At 38.6% G+C, this 18,620-nt stretch carries 12 protein-coding genes; 7 read left to right on the top strand and 5 right to left on the bottom strand.

Features of this window, described 5'->3' with window-relative positions; genetic code table 11:
• Positions 1 to 85: 85 nt before the first annotated feature.
• Together HLV59_RS14125 and HLV59_RS14120 are read left to right on the top strand one after the other, a co-directional pair.
• Positions 86 to 3,370 carry a type I restriction endonuclease subunit R gene (locus tag HLV59_RS14125; RefSeq protein WP_171430230.1) on the top strand — a complete coding sequence of 1,095 codons (3,285 nt, stop codon included), beginning with the start codon at positions 86 to 88 and terminating at the stop codon, positions 3,368 to 3,370.
• 431 nt (positions 3,371 to 3,801) lie between these two features.
• Positions 3,802 to 5,604, top strand: a complete 1,803-nt coding sequence (locus HLV59_RS14120) for a GmrSD restriction endonuclease domain-containing protein (RefSeq protein WP_171430229.1) — start codon at positions 3,802 to 3,804, stop codon at positions 5,602 to 5,604.
• 118 nt (positions 5,605 to 5,722) lie between these two features.
• On the opposite strand, the gene HLV59_RS14115 is transcribed toward HLV59_RS14120, so the two are convergent.
• Positions 5,723 to 6,340, bottom strand: coding sequence for a hypothetical protein (locus HLV59_RS14115; RefSeq protein WP_171430228.1), 618 nt, complete (start codon positions 6,338 to 6,340; stop codon positions 5,723 to 5,725).
• 211 nt (positions 6,341 to 6,551) lie between these two features.
• Positions 6,552 to 6,836, bottom strand: coding sequence for a hypothetical protein (locus tag HLV59_RS14110; protein WP_171430227.1), 285 nt, complete (start codon positions 6,834 to 6,836; stop codon positions 6,552 to 6,554).
• A 766-nt stretch (positions 6,837 to 7,602) separates the two neighbouring features.
• Between HLV59_RS14110 and HLV59_RS14105 the strand changes: the two genes are divergently transcribed.
• Positions 7,603 to 8,427: a hypothetical protein gene (locus HLV59_RS14105; protein ID WP_000826026.1), complete on the top strand. Its 825-nt coding sequence runs from the start codon at positions 7,603 to 7,605 to the stop codon at positions 8,425 to 8,427.
• Positions 8,428 to 8,486: 59 nt separating this feature from the next.
• Here the strand turns inward: HLV59_RS14105 and HLV59_RS14100 are convergent, their stop codons facing one another.
• From HLV59_RS14100 to HLV59_RS14090, 3 genes are all read right to left on the bottom strand, one after another.
• Positions 8,487 to 9,833 carry an OprD family outer membrane porin gene (locus HLV59_RS14100; RefSeq protein ID WP_171430226.1) on the bottom strand — a complete coding sequence of 449 codons (1,347 nt, stop codon included), beginning with the start codon at positions 9,831 to 9,833 and terminating at the stop codon, positions 8,487 to 8,489.
• Positions 9,834 to 9,909: 76 nt separating this feature from the next.
• Positions 9,910 to 11,295 (bottom strand): MFS transporter, encoded by a 1,386-nt coding sequence (locus HLV59_RS14095; RefSeq protein ID WP_171430225.1) that lies wholly within the window; start codon positions 11,293 to 11,295, stop codon positions 9,910 to 9,912.
• Between the two features lie 172 nt (positions 11,296 to 11,467).
• Positions 11,468 to 12,412, bottom strand: coding sequence for a dihydrodipicolinate synthase family protein (locus HLV59_RS14090; protein ID WP_064784292.1), 945 nt, complete (start codon positions 12,410 to 12,412; stop codon positions 11,468 to 11,470).
• A gap of 185 nt (positions 12,413 to 12,597) precedes the next feature.
• Between HLV59_RS14090 and HLV59_RS14085 the strand changes: the two genes are divergently transcribed.
• From HLV59_RS14085 to HLV59_RS14070, 4 genes are all read left to right on the top strand, one after another.
• On the top strand, positions 12,598 to 13,488 hold the full coding sequence (locus HLV59_RS14085; RefSeq protein ID WP_171430224.1) for a LysR family transcriptional regulator: 891 nt from the start codon (positions 12,598 to 12,600) through the stop codon (positions 13,486 to 13,488).
• A gap of 136 nt (positions 13,489 to 13,624) precedes the next feature.
• On the top strand, positions 13,625 to 14,146 hold the full coding sequence (locus tag HLV59_RS14080) for a sigma-70 family RNA polymerase sigma factor (protein WP_171430638.1): 522 nt from the start codon (positions 13,625 to 13,627) through the stop codon (positions 14,144 to 14,146).
• Positions 14,147 to 15,163, top strand: a complete 1,017-nt coding sequence (locus HLV59_RS14075; protein WP_171430223.1) for a FecR family protein — start codon at positions 14,147 to 14,149, stop codon at positions 15,161 to 15,163.
• A gap of 138 nt (positions 15,164 to 15,301) precedes the next feature.
• Complete coding sequence (locus tag HLV59_RS14070) at positions 15,302 to 18,475, top strand: TonB-dependent receptor domain-containing protein (protein ID WP_323848052.1); 3,174 nt, start codon at positions 15,302 to 15,304, stop codon at positions 18,473 to 18,475.
• Positions 18,476 to 18,620 lie beyond the last annotated feature (145 nt).

Here is an 18,620-nt window from a genome sequence, read left to right as displayed (position 1 = left end):
AAAAACCTGTGAATTCACAGGTTTTTTTATATGAGTTATGTTAAATTCGATAAAAGAAACTTTCTAATTTTTATAAATTTATATTATGGCATATGCACAATTTTCCGAAGGAAATCTGATTCAAAAACCGGCTATCAAAATTTTAAAAGAACAACTAGGCTGGCGTACAACCCATGCTTATGATGATGAGTGGAAATCAGGAAAAAGCATCTTTGGTCGTGAGTCTGAGCAACAAGTAGTCTTGCTAGATGATTTGAAACAAGCATTAGTGCAATTGAACCCAGATGTGCCTCAAGAAGCCATTCAAAATACAATTAAGTATTTAAAAGATCGTCGCAGTTATAATGCTAATCCAATTGCTGAGAATAGATATCGTTATGAAAATGATCTTTTAATTGGATATAAGACACAGGCAAAAAATCTTAAAACTGGTCAGTTAAAAGATTACACAATTAAAATCATCGACTTTAATGATATTGCCAATAATATTTTCCATGCAGTTGATGAACTGTGGGTAAAAAGCGCAGTTACGTTAGAGCGTAAGCGTCCTGATCTAATTTGCTTTGTAAATGGTTTACCATTGGTGTTTTTTGAATTTAAAGGTGTAGATATAGATGTCAATCGTGCCCTTAAGGGGAATTTGACAGACTATAAGGATAAAATTCCTCAACTTTTTGACTTTAACGCGGTTACGATTTTATCCAATGGTGAAGAAGCAAAATATGGCACATTTATATCTCCACTTGAGTTCTATGGACAATGGAAACGTAATGATGAAGATGAGGCAGAACCAGCAGCAAATACTAATCAGCTTAAACGTTTGTTATTTGGGATTTTAGATAAAACACGTTTACTCGATTTAGTACAGAACTTTATTACTTTTGAAGGTGAAGGTGATAAAGCCATTAAAATTATTGCTAAAAATCACCAATATTTAGGGGTGAATCGTGTGGTTGAAAGGCTTGTAAGCCAAGACCCAAAATATATTAAAGAGCGTAATGAAGGCCGGTTAGGTGTTTACTGGCATACCCAAGGATCAGGTAAGTCTTTCTCAATGCTATTTTTCACTGAAAAATTGCTAAGAAAAATCTCGTCAAATTACCGTTTTGTGATTATTACTGACCGTGTTGAATTAGATGACCAGATTTCTAAGCTTTATAGCGATTGTGGTAAATCAAATAAGGTCAATGATCAGGCGGTAAGTGGTGACCAACTTCGTAAAAAGCTTACACACTCGAATGATAAATATATCTTTACGACTGTACATAAGTTTAATCAGCTTGTGACAGAACCATATAGTACTGCGGATAATATCATTGTGATCTCTGATGAAGCACACCGCAGTCAATATGGTGATTTGGCACGTAATATGCGGGCTGCTTTACCAAATGCTAAATATCTAGGTTTTACTGGAACACCATTAATGGATTCTCCAGAAGATCAAAAAACCAAAGAATGGTTCGGTGATTACGTTTCAATTTATGACTTTAAACGCGCCATTTTAGATGGTGCAACTGTACCGCTAATTTACGAAAATCATGGTGCTCAGCTGAGTATTGCTAATTCTGATGAGTTAAATCAACGTATTCAGAAAGTAATCGATGATGCTAAGAAAAAGGGCAAAAGTGAAGCGGATATTGAACGATTAGTTCGTAAAGCAAGTGATGACTATAATATTCTAACTTCACCGAAGCGTTTAAAGATCGTAGCGCAAGATGTTGTGGATCATTATAAAGAGCGATGGTTACTTGGTACGGATAAATCACCTTGTAATAAGGGTATGCTAGTTTGTTTAGACCGTAATACTTGCTTGAAAATGTATGAGCTGATTACTGAAAAATGGCAGTTAGCGATTGAGTTACAAGAAAAAGACCTTGCAGAAGAGGAAATCATTCACTCTAACGATCCAGATATTTTAGATGAAAAACGCAAACATTTAGCATGGATGAAAGAGACCAAGTTTGCAGTTGTGGTCAGTAGTGAGCAAAGCGAAATTGAAGAGCTTGCAAAGTTCAATGACCATAATAGTAAGGCTTTGGATATTTTGAAACATCGGAAACTAATGCAAGAGCGTAAGTTAGATGAAGAGTTCAAGGATAGCAACAATCCGTTACGCTTTGTGATAGTTTGCGCAATGTGGCTCACAGGGTTTGATGTGAAGTCATTATCAACTTTATATATTGATAAGCCAATGCAAAACCACACATTGATGCAAGCAATTGCACGAGCAAATCGAGTAGCACCAGGTAAAAAGCAAGGGACGATTATTGACTATAATGGAATGCTACAGAGTTTAAGACGCGCATTGGCTGTATTTTCAACTGGTAAGAATTCTGCTGGGAAAACAGAACAAGTTGAAACTGATCCATTACATGATAAGCCAAACTTATTAATTGAATTTGGCGTATATCTGAAGAATTTAATTAAATATACTAAGTCTAAAAAAGCCCCTTACGAAGCTTTAAAAACTGCAACAGATGATGATCGCTTGGAATTACTTTTACAATGTAAAGATGCACTATCGGTTACCAAGGAAGTTAAAGTTACATTTATTACAATGTTTAATGATTTAGATTTACGTAAAGAAAGTCTTTTGCCGTGTGATGAACTTTCTATATTTCAGGCAGACCTGAACACATTAAAAGCCATTTACCGTAGATTATCTAAACGAGAAGATGGATCTGATATTACGTTGGAATTGAGACAGATTCAGAATTATGTAAATCATCATCTAGATGCTAAGGACAAAAAAGGTAAAAATGCAGAATATGATTTATCTGCTATTGATTTTCATCGTTTAAAAGTTGAATTTGAAAAACTCAAACATAAGCGGATTGTATTGATGGAACTGCAGGAACGTATTGAAAAAGCTTTGGCTCGTCTTACTGCTATAAATAGTGATCGTGCAGAATTTTGTGAAGATTATCAGAAGATTATTACACAAATTAATGAAGACATATCAGATGTGACTATTCAAAAAGTTTTTGAAGAACTTATGAAAGTATATGAAGACTTATCTGAAGAGGAAACTCGTTATGTAAGAGAAGAGTTAGATAATGATTTGGAGCTAACTTTATTTGATAAGTTAAAAAAACCTAACTTATCAAAGACAGAAGAAAAAGCAGTTAAAAAAATTGCGCAGGAATTATTGAAAAAGATTCAAATGACTTTATCTCAAGGTGTGAATTGGATTAATCAAGAAAGTAATAAAGCTAAATTAATGGAAGTATTGAATTCAGAAATTATTTTGACTGAAGAATTATCATGGGAAACATTTAACTATAACGAGCGTAAAGAAAAAGCTGATTCGATTTTTGATTATGTCCTTACACATAGTGATTTGATTATAAATAGGCAGATATACTCATAAATATAATTTGCCTAAGTTAAAATGAACACTTCAAAGTAACAATCTAGTTATAGTAATAGCAGGATTGAAGTGTCTTACTGAACGAATCGAAATTATTATATATGTTCGAATTGTTAATGTTATTCAAGTCAACAAGAAGTTCATTTTTTGCTTTGTCTTTATGAACTATGATTATAATAAGAGTCATAGGCTTTAAATATAAAATTCATTTGAAATTTTAGTATGCTAAAGATCAAATTTTAAAGAATTTGAATTAAATTATAAAGACTCATATACAAGCTTAATTAATTTTCAAATTCTTTATCTTTCAACTGTATTTAATTTGAGTATTCTCCGATAATTTTTTAGGACTAGTAAGGATATTTTCAATTTAATTGTTTAAAATTTATAACTTTATAGAATTGCATGTTTCAGTTTGGGAAAAATTAAAAGTGGCTAAGTACTCTGTTCATCAACATCCGATTGATACCTTACTTTCATGGATTAAATCAGGCGAAATTGCAATTCCTGAGATTCAAAGGCCATTTGTATGGTCAAGTAGTAAAGTTCGTGATTTGATGGACTCATTATATAAAGGTTATCCAGTTGGCTACATTATTACATGGCGCAACCCAGATATTCGCCTAAAAGATGGAACTTTATCTGCTGGAAAAAAAGTTTTAATTGATGGGCAACAACGCATCACAGCATTAACGGCTGCGGTTGTAGGCCAAGCTGTATTAGATAAAGATTACAAAGAAACGAATATTCGAATAGCCTATAACCCAATTGCAAAAAATGATGAGACATTATTCGAGGTCTGTAATACAGCGATCGAACGCAATCCAATTTGGGTGAATAATATTGCACCAATTCTAAATGGAGATATTTCAATATCTCAGGCTAGACGTGCATATATGGCATTGAATCCTGATGCGGATGAAGATTTTATTGAAGACAAGCTCGAGCAATTAAAAGCAATCAAAAATCGTCAGATCGGTATTATTGAATTAGACTCATCACTTGATATTGATACAGTTACTGAAATCTTTATACGCATTAATCAGAAGGGTGTGGTACTTAGTAATGCTGACTTTGTCATGTCTAAGATTGCATCTGATGAGCATTTTGGTGGCAATCGATTACGCAAAATGATTGACTATTTTTGCCATCTTTTAAAAGAAAGTAGTTTTAATAAAACTATCCAACAAAATGATAAAGTTTTTGCAACCAGTGATGACTATAAAAAAATCAGTTGGATTGCAAATATTAAGGATGATCTTTATCAGCCGAATTACATAGATGTATTGCGTGTTGCATATACTTGTCAGTTTAATCGTGGGAAATTTAGTGATCTAGTTGCTTTACTCTCAGGCCGTGACTTTGAAAATAGGCGTAATGTTCAAAGTATTGCGGAAGAAAGTTATAAAAAATTACGACAAGGTTTAGAAGATTTCTTTAATCAAACTAACTACCAGCGATTTATTACGATCATTCAATCCGCTGGATTTATAAATAAAAAGTTGATTAGTTCTCAAACAAGTCTTAACTTCGCCTATGCTTTATATCTACAGCTAAGAGCGTCAAAAATGCCTGAACCGCAAATTCAGAATCTTGTAAAACGTTGGTATGTCATATCACTGTTAACAGGACGTTATTCGGGGTCTTCAGAAACAGCAATTGAACGCGATAGTAAACAAATCTTGGAAAAGGGTATTGAAGGATATTTGGCACAAATTGAGCAAGCAGACTTAGATGAAGGATTCTGGGATTACCGTTTAGTCAATGAGTTGGATTCTTCGAGTACTGTTAATAATGCATACTTATGTTATTTAGCGTCACAATGTAAATCGAATGAGCTTTCTTTTTTATCAGATAGTTTGACAGTACGTAGTCTGATTGAGCAGAGAGGAGATGTACATCATGTTTTCCCTAAAGATTATCTAGCTAAAAATGGCTTTAAGAAGAGTGAATATAATCAGGTTGCGAATTATGTTTACACCGAGCAATCGGTGAACATCAAATTAGGGAATGCATCTCCTAGAACATATATGGATATTATTTATCAAGACATCAATTTGAAGAAAAACGAGATAACCGCTCTTAAAGATTTGGATAGTTTAGATAAAAACTTACTTACTCATTGCATACCCAACAATATTCATGGCTTAGAATCAGATCAATACAGTGAATTTTTGGAGCAACGTCGTAAGTTGATGGCACAAAAAATCAAAGAGTTTTATAAAGGCTTGTAATGATCAAGAGAGAGTAGGCGATGCGTTTTGTAACGCTTACTCCGTCTAAAAATTTAAATAATAAACTAAAATTTTTCATACTTGCTAGTTATGCCATTGTTATAAATCTTATCATTTTCTATTCCTTAACTTTTATTCTTTGATGTTCAAAATTCTTTAAAAAATTATAAGCATCAGATATTTTATTAGCTTTATGAAGACCACCTAGGGCTATAAAACCAAATAGAATTGGCCAAATTATTAAATTAAATGTTATTAAAAAGCTAATAGTATCAATAGTTCGCTGCAAGATTTCTAAATAATGCTTTAGAAACATGAGTGGGATCATGGCTAAAATGGCAAAGAAAAAATACATGCATAAGAATAGGATCCCCTTTGCCATAGTATATTTATTCTTTAAGTCCACAATTTTATTATTCTCATCAATAATTGGTTCTATGTATTTCCGAACATCAACATATCTTTCAATCCAAAATTCCATATCTACATAGTTATAGAAATACTGTGTTTCTAGAAAATTGATATTCTTTTTCATTATCAATTTTTGAGCAACACGATCTTTTACTAACTGTGATTCAGTAGAGATTACAATTGCATCAAACTCTTTAGCAGCTTCAATACTTTCGCTAAACTCCAATCTTGGATGTTTTTTAAAGTTATACCGCGATGAAATATACGCAACCATTAAAGGAACTAAGGCCCCCAATACAGTAGTAATAGCAGTAAGACTAATCATTTGTTTTATCTAGTATTTAATTTAGATTGTTATATAACATATTGTTTATTTTATAAAAATATTTCACTGTTAATTATTTAAAAATTTAATTTACCAGTATTCAAATTCTCTTATAAATAGGCCCCCGTGCCACAACAGAACTTTAATTTTTTGCGCTGATTTAAAGTCATCCACCATTGCGACACAGAGATAAGGGAGCTAAGCCAAATGCTTAGCCCATGTCATTTTTATCGCACCGCCGCATCACACTAAAAAAAGTAGGGGCAAAGTCCTGTGGGAGAGCAGGACTTTGCAAACTGACATGTTCTAGGCGTTGCATAAGCTGAGGCGAATACACTTGTTCGAGCCGTTGGTAAATACAGTCGCAACTGGCTTGGGTATGCCCACCAGACAGGCAAATTTTTTCAAACTCCTGCTGCGTGCGAAGGTCACAACCCGAAACGCTGTAATCGCCAACAATGAGGCCTAAAACCAAAATAGTTTTATAAAATTTCATATTATTCTCGTGATGATTTGGGGATATCTCAATGAGAAAAAATAAACCGCTATATTTTAAGTTTTAAAATCATTTTTAAAGGCAATAGTTAACCCGCCTATAAAAGCAATAAAATAAAATGACTTAAATTTTAAAATAAAAATAATTTATAGATTTAAAACTTTAGATAATAGAAAACCTAAATTTTAAATAAATAAAAAGTTTATAAGGGAGAGGGGATAAATATATATCGTGGCATGGTCAACTCCTTAAAATGTATGGAGCTCTACCACCAAAAATCACCGTCAATTGATTAGGGTGGTAGAACGAGAAGGGGTTGACAGACTGGGTATACAGACCAGCACGCGCGAGCGCGTCCCCCTCCCGTCCTACCGCAACGGTAAGGGGGAGGTGCAGGTTGCGCACAAGTGTCATACTCAGGAAGTATGAACCTGATACGCTGTATACTCGGTCTGTCAAAACCGACTGGCAATGTAGGCCAGCGGGACCATAATAATCATAAGTTTTTAATAGGTCAATTCAATTTAAATAAAATATTATAAAAATTTTAAATATAAATTTATATTTTAATTAAACTCAAAAGTTAATATCTATAAAGCCAAAAATTAATAAAAATAATAAAGCTAAACTAAACGTTTAGCCTGTGCTTAAAATATATAACGGTAATTAATAAATACACGGTGCTGGTCTTAGCCTTTAAGAGGCTTACCATGTATTTTTTCTATAAAAATGAGTATTCTATTTCGAAATTACAGGACTTGATGATATGAAAAGATTACTTTTATGTGGGGTAATAGCGTTTTGTACTACATTACATGCTAAAAATTTAACTTCAATTAATGACATCTATAAATTAAAAGATAAACAATTTGAAGAATGTGAGGTCAATGGTTTTAGTTTGCTTAAGTTAGATAAGGACTTAACGATTGGCCTTATTGCAAGGTTACATCCCTTTGGCGTTTTAAAACCTGGGGATTTTGATATGAGCGCTTGTCTAACAAAGAGAAATTTACAGGAAAATGTTATAACGACCTATTTTTGGCAAAAGAATCAAAAATTTGTAGGACAAAATCTTAAAAGTTATGTTGCCTATGACAGTTCTAATAAAAATATCTTAGTTATTTTATTAGATAATGATTTAAACACTTATATCTTAGGTAACCGCGACCAATATCTTATCGATGCATTAAAGAACAGTAGAGACCCAAGTGATGTAGCTTTTAGTCGTATTAACTGGAGTTCTACTAGATCTTTTAGAGATCTTGGACCAAACAATGTAATTCCTACTAAAGATGATCTACTTCAAATGCAGGAAGAAAAATACCAGATCGAAAAAAAAGATTTATTGTGTAAAGCTGGTTTTGAGATGGCTGAAAATATTATGAAAGCACGTCAAGCTGGAGTGAGTAAAACAATGCAGTTAGACTCAAATGAGCAGAATCTTTATAGATATCCTGAGTACTCAAAATATAAAATGGATTTAATAAATAAGGCTTATGATGAACCCATTCATGAAAACTCTATAGATAAATATGCTGTTAGTAAGGGATTTGCCTATAAATCATTTTTTGAATGCAAAAAAAGAGTATAGAGCTTAATTCCATAAGCTGAAAGGCTGTTTTAAAGCTAAGCGTTGAGCTTAGCTTGAACTTAAAACGTATAACGGTAATTAATAAATACACGGTGCTGGTCCCAATCTTTACGAGACATGCCATTTATTTTCTCACCTAGGTTTGCATTTTCAAATTTTGACTCATAATGCAAAAATGAATAACGCACATCTAAATTTTTCACCCACGGCAAGGCATAACTCACCGTAAAGTCAAAGTAACGCTCTTTACCCTCAATATCACTGCTAATGTTACTTTGGTGAGCACCAAAGCCATAAATATACTTCGCTTCGGTTTTTAAACCTTTCACGTAGTCTTTCCAGTTATATTTCAAGCGAAGGGCAACGGCGGTTTCATCGTTATTGGTAAAGTCAGGGCCAATGGTCGCAGAGGTCGGAAACGGGTTGGTGCCGTGATCTTGCGTTAAAACCGAGTTGCGGGCGGAGTGTACGGCAAAGTTATCTTCAATCCAAAAACCATCAAACTTTGAAACGGCAATGCCACCTTCGAGATTATTCTTGGCCACATTTACATCGACAAAATAACCATTTCCACGGTTGTTAATGTTTTGACCTTTGACACAGTCCAACTCGCTTTCGGTGCCACATTTAAACAGCTTGCCATCATCACGTGAGAAAAAAGCGCCTGTGTTGAATGTCCATACAAGTCCATGCAAGGGCAATTTATATTGAGCAATCGCCCCGTACTTTTTTAAGTAATCTTTGCTATTTAAATATTCGGCATTCAGGCTCCAGTTTTTGTATTGATATTTGGCACCGAGCAAACCGACATAATCAATCCGCTCGTCATTTTCAGTCACCAGTTTTTCAAAAGAGTCCATGCTACGCGGTTTCCAGCGGTCATAGTAAGCCATATAAGTCTGTAGCTGATCATTGAGCTGAAACTGCCCACTCGCACCCGAAAAGGTATCGGGCACCACACGGTTATTAGTGCTTTTAAGTAACAGTGAGTCTTGCAGCTGGCGGCCTAATTTAATTTCGCCTTTATCACCCAGTTTTGCCTTGATGTAGAGCTGTCCTAAAGTCGCAAAGTTTTGGTCGAGCTTGCCATTATTTTCGACCTCTAAAAGCTGAGCACTAGGCTTGCCAGAGTCAAATAACTTGGTGACTGCATAGAGTGAACCATCTACTCCAAGCCAGTCCCACAAGTAAGGTGACTGATAATTTAACTCAAGCCCTAAGGCACTTTGTTCATATTCATTCGACGAAGGCGAAGGGTTGGCAAGCGTGGGGTGGGCAGTGCCTTCATCGTTCCAGTAACGGGTGTTGAGTTTTAATTCTAAATTGCCAAATTGTTGAGGAAGCTCTGCATAAGCATTGCACACACTGCCTAAACCAATACAGCCCCATAGCAAATATTTATTCATTTTAAATTCCTTTTTTAAGTATGAATAAGCCCTTTGCCTAACGCTGGGTTAGGCAAGCTTTTATGAAATGGATAAATTAAGGAGAGAGTTTTTCGAGCACTTGGCCTTTGGTTTCAATGGCAAACAAGAAGGTCACAAGGCCACCAATGAGCGCCACAACAGCCAGCACACTAAACACATATTGAATGCCATAGCCACCAACAACGAGGCCGACCATAACAGGCCCAATTGCAGAGCCAGCACGTAGCCAAGCGGTACTAAAACCAATGCCCATTGCACGTAGGCGAGTAGGGTAAAGTTCGGCAGCGTAAAGGTATAAAGAGAATGAAATGGTTTGCAAAATGGCATAGCTAATCGTTGCGAAAATTACAACCTCCATCGCCGATTTTGCGCCTAAAACCGAGAGGCCCATGAGTGGAATGATTGCCAAGAAAAACGCTGCACTGTACCAAGGGCGGCGGCCGACTTTATCAATCATTAACGCACAGATAATAGAGGCAATCACACCTACGCCCGACGTAATCCAGCCATAACCTAAACTGGTTTGCAGCGACAGACCAAAGTGTTGTTTGTAAAGAGATGGCAGCCAAGTCACCATGGCATTGTTCACCATATACACGCAAAACCACATGCCCCACAGGGTAAAGGTACGTTTGCGGTAGATGCCACGGAACAGCTCGCGCCAGTCGGTTTTTGCCATGCCTTGCGGGTTAATTTCTTTAACCACAGGTTCAGGCAAAGTTTTACCGCTTTTGATGGCACCGTCTTCAAAGCTTTTAACGACTTGATCTGCTTCTTTAAAACGACCTTTTGAAGCCAACCAGCGTGGTGATTCAGGCAAGAAAAACCGTAAAGGAATGACCAGTAAAGATGGAATTAGGCCCACAATAAACATGACTTTCCAGCCGTAAATTGGCATCAGGAAAAATGCTGCCATGCCTGCAAACATAAGGCCGAGTGGGAACAAAACTTCATAGAGCAAGAAAAACTTACCGCGCTTTTCTGCACCAATAAACTCATTAATATAGGCACTCGCAACAGGCACTTCGCCACCTGTGCCAACACCTTGTAAGAAACGGAAAATTAACAGCGACATTCCGCTCCACGCAAACAGACAAGAAATGTCCATTGCAACAAACAGTAAAATGGTAAAAGACAGCACTTTTAAACGACCGACTTTTTCGGCAAGAGAACCAAAAAAGATCGCACCGATCAGTTGCCCAACATAGCCCGCAGCAATGATCGCACCGACATAGGCAGGCGTCAGGTGCCATTCGGTAATGAGTTGGGGTAAAGCAAAGGCAATCGCAAGAACAGTATAAGCGTCAAAAAAGGTCGCGATACCAATGGTAATTCGCATAAATTGCAATCGCCCAGTGACGGGTAGTCTTTCAAGTCTTGCAATAATTTCCGCATTTTTTTGATGATGACTAATTTGTTCTACATCCGCTAGATTTGTCATCTTCTATCTCCTTATTACTACATTCCTCGTAGTTTTGTTGTTCTATTTCGCACTACCTGTTCACCACAGTTTGCATGCTTTTTATTATTATTTTTAAGAGACATGCCCGATGTTTGGCCTCAGGCAGCGTACAGGAAAAAAAGGCTAGCGTACATGCTAGCCCGAATAGAATTTAAGCAACGGCTTGGGTTAAATCGACCTTGCCAATTCCGGCTTGACGCATCGCATCATGAATTTCTTGCTCAGCACCATCTACAAGTGGAAGCAGTGGCGAACGCACAGTAGCATGGTCCAAAATTCCGCGAGCAACCAGTGCATGTTTAAGCGCGACCGTGCCTTCCATGTGTGAACCACGGTGATAAACATTGCGAGTCACTGGTAATAATTGGTCGTGAATAGCACGAGCTTTAGCGTAATCTTTAGCTTTACCTGCTTTAATCATTTCAATTAACAGTTCAGGGGCAATGTTGCCGTAGCCAACCAATGCACCGTCTACATCAAACATGGTGTGAAGCAAATATTCATCGTGGCAAGTCAACACCTGTAAGTCTGGACGTTCACGGCGAATAATTGGAATTTCGACATCCCAGCGGCGCATGTTACGCACACCATTTTTCATGGCAAACACGCCTGGCTGTGCAGAAATATCGAGTAGAGTTTCTAGGTCGTAAGTGGCTTTAGTCGCATCTGGATATTGAAATAAAATAGATGGCAAACCACTTTCTTCATAAATCGCTTTATAACGGTCTTGCGGTGCGCCTTTTTGATAGCCAAAACGCAACCAGCCATGTGAAGGGTAAATTAAACCTGCCGAAGCACCTGCGCTGACTGCACGTTTTGCTTCTTCTGCTGCAACTGAAGTACCTTCGAGCGTAATCCCTGCAATTACCGGAATTTTGTCATCTACCGATTTAACAAAGCTTTCGATGACCTGCATTTGTTCTTTTTGCGACAAGAATGTTCCTTCACCTGCATGCCCAAGAACAACCAAGCCTTTCACACCATCAATACTGCCTAACCATGAACCTAAACGTTGAATTGCATCATGGTCTACTTGTCCGTCACGGGTAAAAGGAGTCACAGGTGCTGGGGTTAATCCACGTAAATCTAAACTCATAATCGTACTTCCTATACAGTGTAATTAAATATTCTCTGGTTCTTAATCTGACTTAAATCGTGTTGTAGAGAACATGATTGGAGTATAGAAATAGGCGAGCTATGTAGGAATTACCAATTCTTGAATTTCAGTTATACTGAAAATGTATAGCTCAAAAGCGCTGGTTTAAGATTTAGGAAGAATCGATGAATTATGATTTATGGAAAATATTTTTAGACGCGGTGGAACTTGGTAGCTTAAGCAAAGTTGCCATGTTGCATAACACCAATCAACCGCAAATAAGTCGGCAAATGAACGAGCTTGAGGCGCAATGTGGTGGTCGTTTATTTAACCGAACAGGACGCGGCGTTGAGTTGACCGATTTAGGTCAGCATTTACTTCCTAAAATTCGTTCATGGCTGAACGTGACCGACCAACTCAATAATGAAATTTTGCACTCGACCGATACACCGATTGGTACGGTTCGTATTGCCAGTTTACCGTCTACTGCACATCCATTGTTATCGACTTTGTATAAAGTGCTTCAACAAAAATATCCTCTAATTAAACTGTCGGTGCGTGAAGGGCAAGGGGTGCATTTAGAAAAATGGCTGGAAGATGGCAGCGTCGATTTAGCCATTCTCTATCGCTTTAACCCAACGCCTAAACAGGGCGATGTTTACCTTACCGAAGCCGATACTTACTTGATCGGTTGTGAAGGAGATGTGCTCACTCAGGCAAATGAAGTCGAATTTAAAGAAATAAATCAGTTACCGCTGGTCACGTTTTGCAGGCCAAGTAATTGGCGTAATTTTTTAGACCACATGGCTTATGAAAATGGGGTAGAGCTGAATATTGTGTTTGAAGCTGACTCGATTAGTTTACAAACGCATTTGGTTGCCGAATCTGGCATTTACACCATGCTTGGGCCGCAGGCTCTAAAAAAGGCCAGCCAATACACCTCAATTCAAGCCGCAAAAATTATTAATCCCGCACTCAAGCGTTATATTTCTTTGTCTATTTCTAAGCACGGCTATTTAACACCTGCGTGTAAAGCGGTGATGGAAGAAATTAGGAATTTGGCCGAATTGCTTTAAGAGAAGTGCAGCAAAGCGAGCGGGCAATTAATTCAATTTATTAAACAGTGATTTAAGTTTTACTTGAATTATTGCTTGACTTGTTTAAATGATAATTATTATCATTTGTGAGTTCCTTGTTTTGAGTCCAATTGCTGTGAACAAAACTTCTTTGCTTGTAGATCAGTTATATAGAAGTCACCAAAGCTGGCTTCACCAATGGTTGAGACAAAAATTAGGTAATACTGATCAGGCCGCAGATCTGGTTCAGGACACATTTATTAAACTGCTACAAACGCGAGACGAGCTATTCGGCATTAAGGAACCGCGTGCCTATTTAACCTCGATTGCTAAAAACCTGCTCATTGACCAAGTGCGCCGTAAACGCATTGAACAGGCCTATTTAGATGGCTTGAGTCAAATGGAATATATGCTTGACGCGGTGGCTTCACCCGAAGACCAGATACAAATTATTCAAGCTATTAACCAGCTTTGCAAAGCACTCGAAGGGGTTTCTGAAAAAGCACAGCAAGCTTTTATTTTGCATTATCTCGAAGGCTATACCCATAAAGAAATTGCCGAGCGTTTAAATGTGTCGACCAAAATGATTCAAAAATATTTGGCGAGCTGTTTAATTCAGTGCTACCAAAACCGACAAGACATGGACGCTTGCATTTAAATGGCCATGGATAAAAGCAAACATCACCAACTGGTTGAAGAAGCCGCGCAATGGATTGTTCAACTGAGTTCGGATGATGAAAGCTCACGAAAAACTGCCAATCAAAAATTTGAAGAGTGGAAAAAAACCAGTGAGCAACACCGTCAAGTGGCTGCCGATATTGAACAGTGTATTGGATCAATTCAAAAACTTTCCCAAACCAGCGGACATAAAAAAGTCACTAAAGTTGCCCTTAAGGCTGGCCTAAACTCAGGCAAAGCCTATAAACATTTACGGGCAGGAACAGCTTTTGCCGTTGTGTTTGTTGCCATGAGTGGGGCGTTATTTTATTTAACTGACACCACAGTAGCCTATGTTACGGCCGACATTCACGGGCAATCGGGGCAGTGGACCACGCAAACCTTACCAGACGGTTCACGTTTAATTTTACGTGGTAAAAGTGCAGTTAATCTTGATTTTAAAACCAACCAGCGAGTGGTTGAATTGGTGCAAGGTCAAATTTATGTCGATGTTGCCAAAGATAAAACTAGACCGTTTTTAGTCAAAACCAGTCATGGACAAATTCAGGCACTCGGCACAGCTTTTAGCGTAACCTATGACCCTTCGGCAACCGAGCTCAACATGTTGCACTCAAAGGTAAAAGTAGAAGCCACACAGGTTAAAACCACCCAATTGCATGCGACTCGTCAGGCCATTGTTGAAGCAGGGCAAGCCATTAAAATGGACAAAAATGGCGTCCAAAAACTGCCTGCACTAAATGTGTATAACGAACAACAAAAATGGCAAAAGCATCAACTTATGGTAGAAAACCTGCCGCTGAATCAAGTGCTACAAGAGCTAGACCGCAACTACAAAGGCAAAATTATTTTTAATGATGCGGCGTTGCAACATGTGCGGGTCAATGCTGTGTTGTCTTTAGACCAAACCACAGAGTCGCTTAAGCTTTTGGCTACGGTTTTTCCAGATCTGAAAATTAAGCAAATCACGCCATTTATGGTCACGGTTTCTTTAAAATAATAAAAAATTAAATTTATTTTAAATTTTAGGTTCCACTTTTTTGCAAGTCGTTCGTCATAGTAAGTAGAAGCAATAAATATGGATCATTTTAATTTGTTGTATTGAATGATTCTTATTACGATTTACTGGGCGGGGCAAATGAGAAAAGCGGGAACGGGACAAAAGCGGAATCGATCGATTTTTCGATTCTCAACACTGGCGTTTGCCATGCATGTTGTGTCGATGGGTGGGCTTGTTGTATTTCCTATGCAGCAGGCCTATGCAGAAACAGCCGGAGTTAAAAGCTATAACATTCCCGCTGGCCGTCTTGCTAACGTACTCAACCAGTTTGCCGAACAATCGGGTACTTCAATTGCAATGGATGCCCAACAACTCCAAGGGCTACATAGCCTAGGCTTAAAAGGTAACTTTGCAGTCGAACAAGGTTTTGAGCAGCTTTTAAAAGCAACCGAATTTAATGCTGTAAAAGTTGGGCAGGGCTACACACTCAGCAAAAAAACTACGCCGTGGGTCACTTCATCTAAAGTTCAGGCCGCTAGCCTGCCGCCAAGTAGTGCTGTAATTGAAGAAGATGCATCGGTACGACTCACGCCAATTGTAGTGTACGGCAAAGAAGACCGTGACACCGAAGGCTATAACAAAGTTTATGATGCAAACCGCTCTTCGGTCTATGCGGGCAAAGACTATGTTGAGCGATTTAAAGGAACCAACCCAGCCGATGTTTTACAAGGCATGGTGGGAGTCTATAGCGGCGATGCCCGTAACAGTGGGGCACTCGACCCGAGTGTGCGTGGTGTGCAGGGCGTTGGCCGTGTGCCTTTAACCATTGATGGCACCGAACAGTCGATTGCGGTGTGGCGTGGCTACAACGGGGTAAATAACAGAAACTATATCGACCCCAATCTGATTGCGGGCATTGAAGTCATTAAAGGCCCATCTTTAGAACGAAATACCACAACTTCTGTTGGCGGCGGTGTAGTCGTTAAAACGCTAGAGGCCGATGATATTGTTCGTCCGGGTAAGTCTTTTGGTGCCGAGTTGAAAGTAGAAGGCTCAACCAACTCAATCGATCCGTCTTTGCCAGACATGAGCAAAGTGGGCCAAAACTACGATGACACAACGCCTTGGATCGACATGAACGGGTCAAAATATGACCCCGATATTTATAAAAAGAATCGGACCAGAAGTGATAACTCTCATTTTTCGGGCGATGACTTGGCGGGCCGACTGGCAATTGCCACCAAGCAAGACAAATTCGATTTACTGGCTGTCTATGCAGTACGTGAGCGCGGCAATTATTTTTCAGGGACACATGGCGCGGGCTATTATAAACGAGCGACGCCAGACAGTAGCCTCGATTTTATTCCTTACTTTGCCTATGCCTATCAACCGGGCGATGAAGTTCCTAACACTTCAAGTCATATGGAGTCGTGGTTGTTAAAAGGGACCTATCGCCCAACCGATCACCAGACTCTTAAACTGACTTATCGAGATACCAAAAACATTTTTGGTGAAATTATGCCGTCTCGAATTGTTTGGGGCATTACGCCTGACTTGGGGGTTCCGCAGTGGCCTTTAAGCAATATTCACTCTAAAGCCTATAGCCTCGAATATAAGTTTAAGCCTGAGAATAATCGCTGGATTGATTTTTATGCCAACATTTGGCAAACCGACACCGAAAGCCAGACATACACACGTGGCGGGTGGCCAACCACAATCGATTTTCGAGATAACACCATTATTAACACGGCGATAAGCCATTCTGACAATACGCGTAAAGGCATTACGGTCAGTAATAAAACCCGTTTGTTAGACCAGCTTGATTTGACGCTCGGTGGAAGTTTCTTAAAAGAAAAACTAACGTCCGACGATGTGTATGGTGAATTTGGCCCAAGTTATTCGCTCTATCAGGCACTGCCACGAGCAGGCCGCCGTGAGGAAAAAACGTTCGACTTTAACTTTAATTATCGACCACTGTCTTGGTTAAGTTTTGATGCGGGCATGCGTTATCGCTCGTATTGGGCTGTTGATGACTTTTTAAATAAGTCTTTGCAGAGCGAGATTGACCCGAGTTTAAATCCGCTGTTTACCAAAAAAAGTAGGCTTAAGGAATATACCTTTGAATATCAGACCATGCCTGAGAGTTACACCTCGACTCAGCAGCGTTTAATCAATGTTTTAAAACAGCGCTATGCCACAAAAAATCCTGAGTGGGATGGGCAGCTCGATACTGTGCCTGCATCAGAGAGCACTTTATATAACATGATCTGGTCACAGAAAAATACGCTGAGCTGGAAAGCCGATGCGAATGGGCAATTGTCGCTTGCCGATAATCCTTTAAACCAGCTCAATGCCTCTGGCCAAAAGTACGTCGTAACTGGCGGGAACTTTATGTCGGTGGTAGACCAAGTTCCAGTTGAGTCTGCCGACAAAGTTAAAGATAGCGGCTGGGCACCGCAGTTAGGTGCCTCAATTCACCTCACGCCAAAGAGCAGAATCTATGCACGCTATGCAGAGGAATACCGCTTACCAAGTTTGTTTGAAAGCACTGTCGGTTTTTCTGCCATGTTGCCATATCAAGCAATCAAACCTGAACACGTTTTTAACTACGAAGTAGGGTATGTCTATGACATGCGTGATTGGTTTAGCACAGCGCGCAATGCCGACATTAAGCTCGCCTATTACTACAACAAGACCAAAAATGTGATTGAGCGTGACCAAAACCTTATTTTTACCAATATGGATGAGCAAAAGCTATCAGGTCTAGAGTTACAAAGTCGTTTTGATAATGGCGGTTTTTTCACAGACTTGAGCGTGGCCTATAACTTAAAAAATGAAGTATGTGACACCAATAGTGCCATTAACAAAATGATTTTAGGCGGCACGGTTCAAACCGAGCAGGGCCTTGAGTTCCGTGAACCGTATCAGCGCTGTGTTGATGACGGTTTCCCAAATGGCTACTTGGTAACAATGGCCACTCCTGAACTGAGTTTCCACGGTTTGCTTGGCGCACGCTTTTTTGATGAAAAGTTAGAGCTCGGTGCACGTGCAACATTCTATAAAGCTTATGAAAGCCCGCTACGCAAAAACAATGATGCTAGCGTTAATAAAGGCTATTACCTCAATGTGCCTTTGGCTTGGGATGACACGTGGATTTTTGATGCCTATGCGCGTTATCAGGTTGATGACTACAACACAGTTGAGTTTGTCGGCAGTAATCTTTCTAACCAGTTTTATATCGATCCTTTAACTCGTAGTGCCATGGCCGCACCCGGCCGAACGATGAAAATTAGTTGGACCACTAAATTTTAAAAAGAATTTGATTCCCTCTATACATACATAAAAGGGGAGTCAGGTAACGGTAAATAATAAGATTGAATGATTATTATTTACAAAAAGCCGAGTAGGTTTTCAGCTGGGCCTACTCAATAAACTAAAAATAGCGAAATCGTTATTT

This window comes from Acinetobacter lactucae, assembly GCF_013122135.1.
Lineage (GTDB): Bacteria > Pseudomonadota > Gammaproteobacteria > Pseudomonadales > Moraxellaceae > Acinetobacter > Acinetobacter lactucae.
This window is presented reverse-complemented; position numbering and strand designations above follow the sequence as displayed.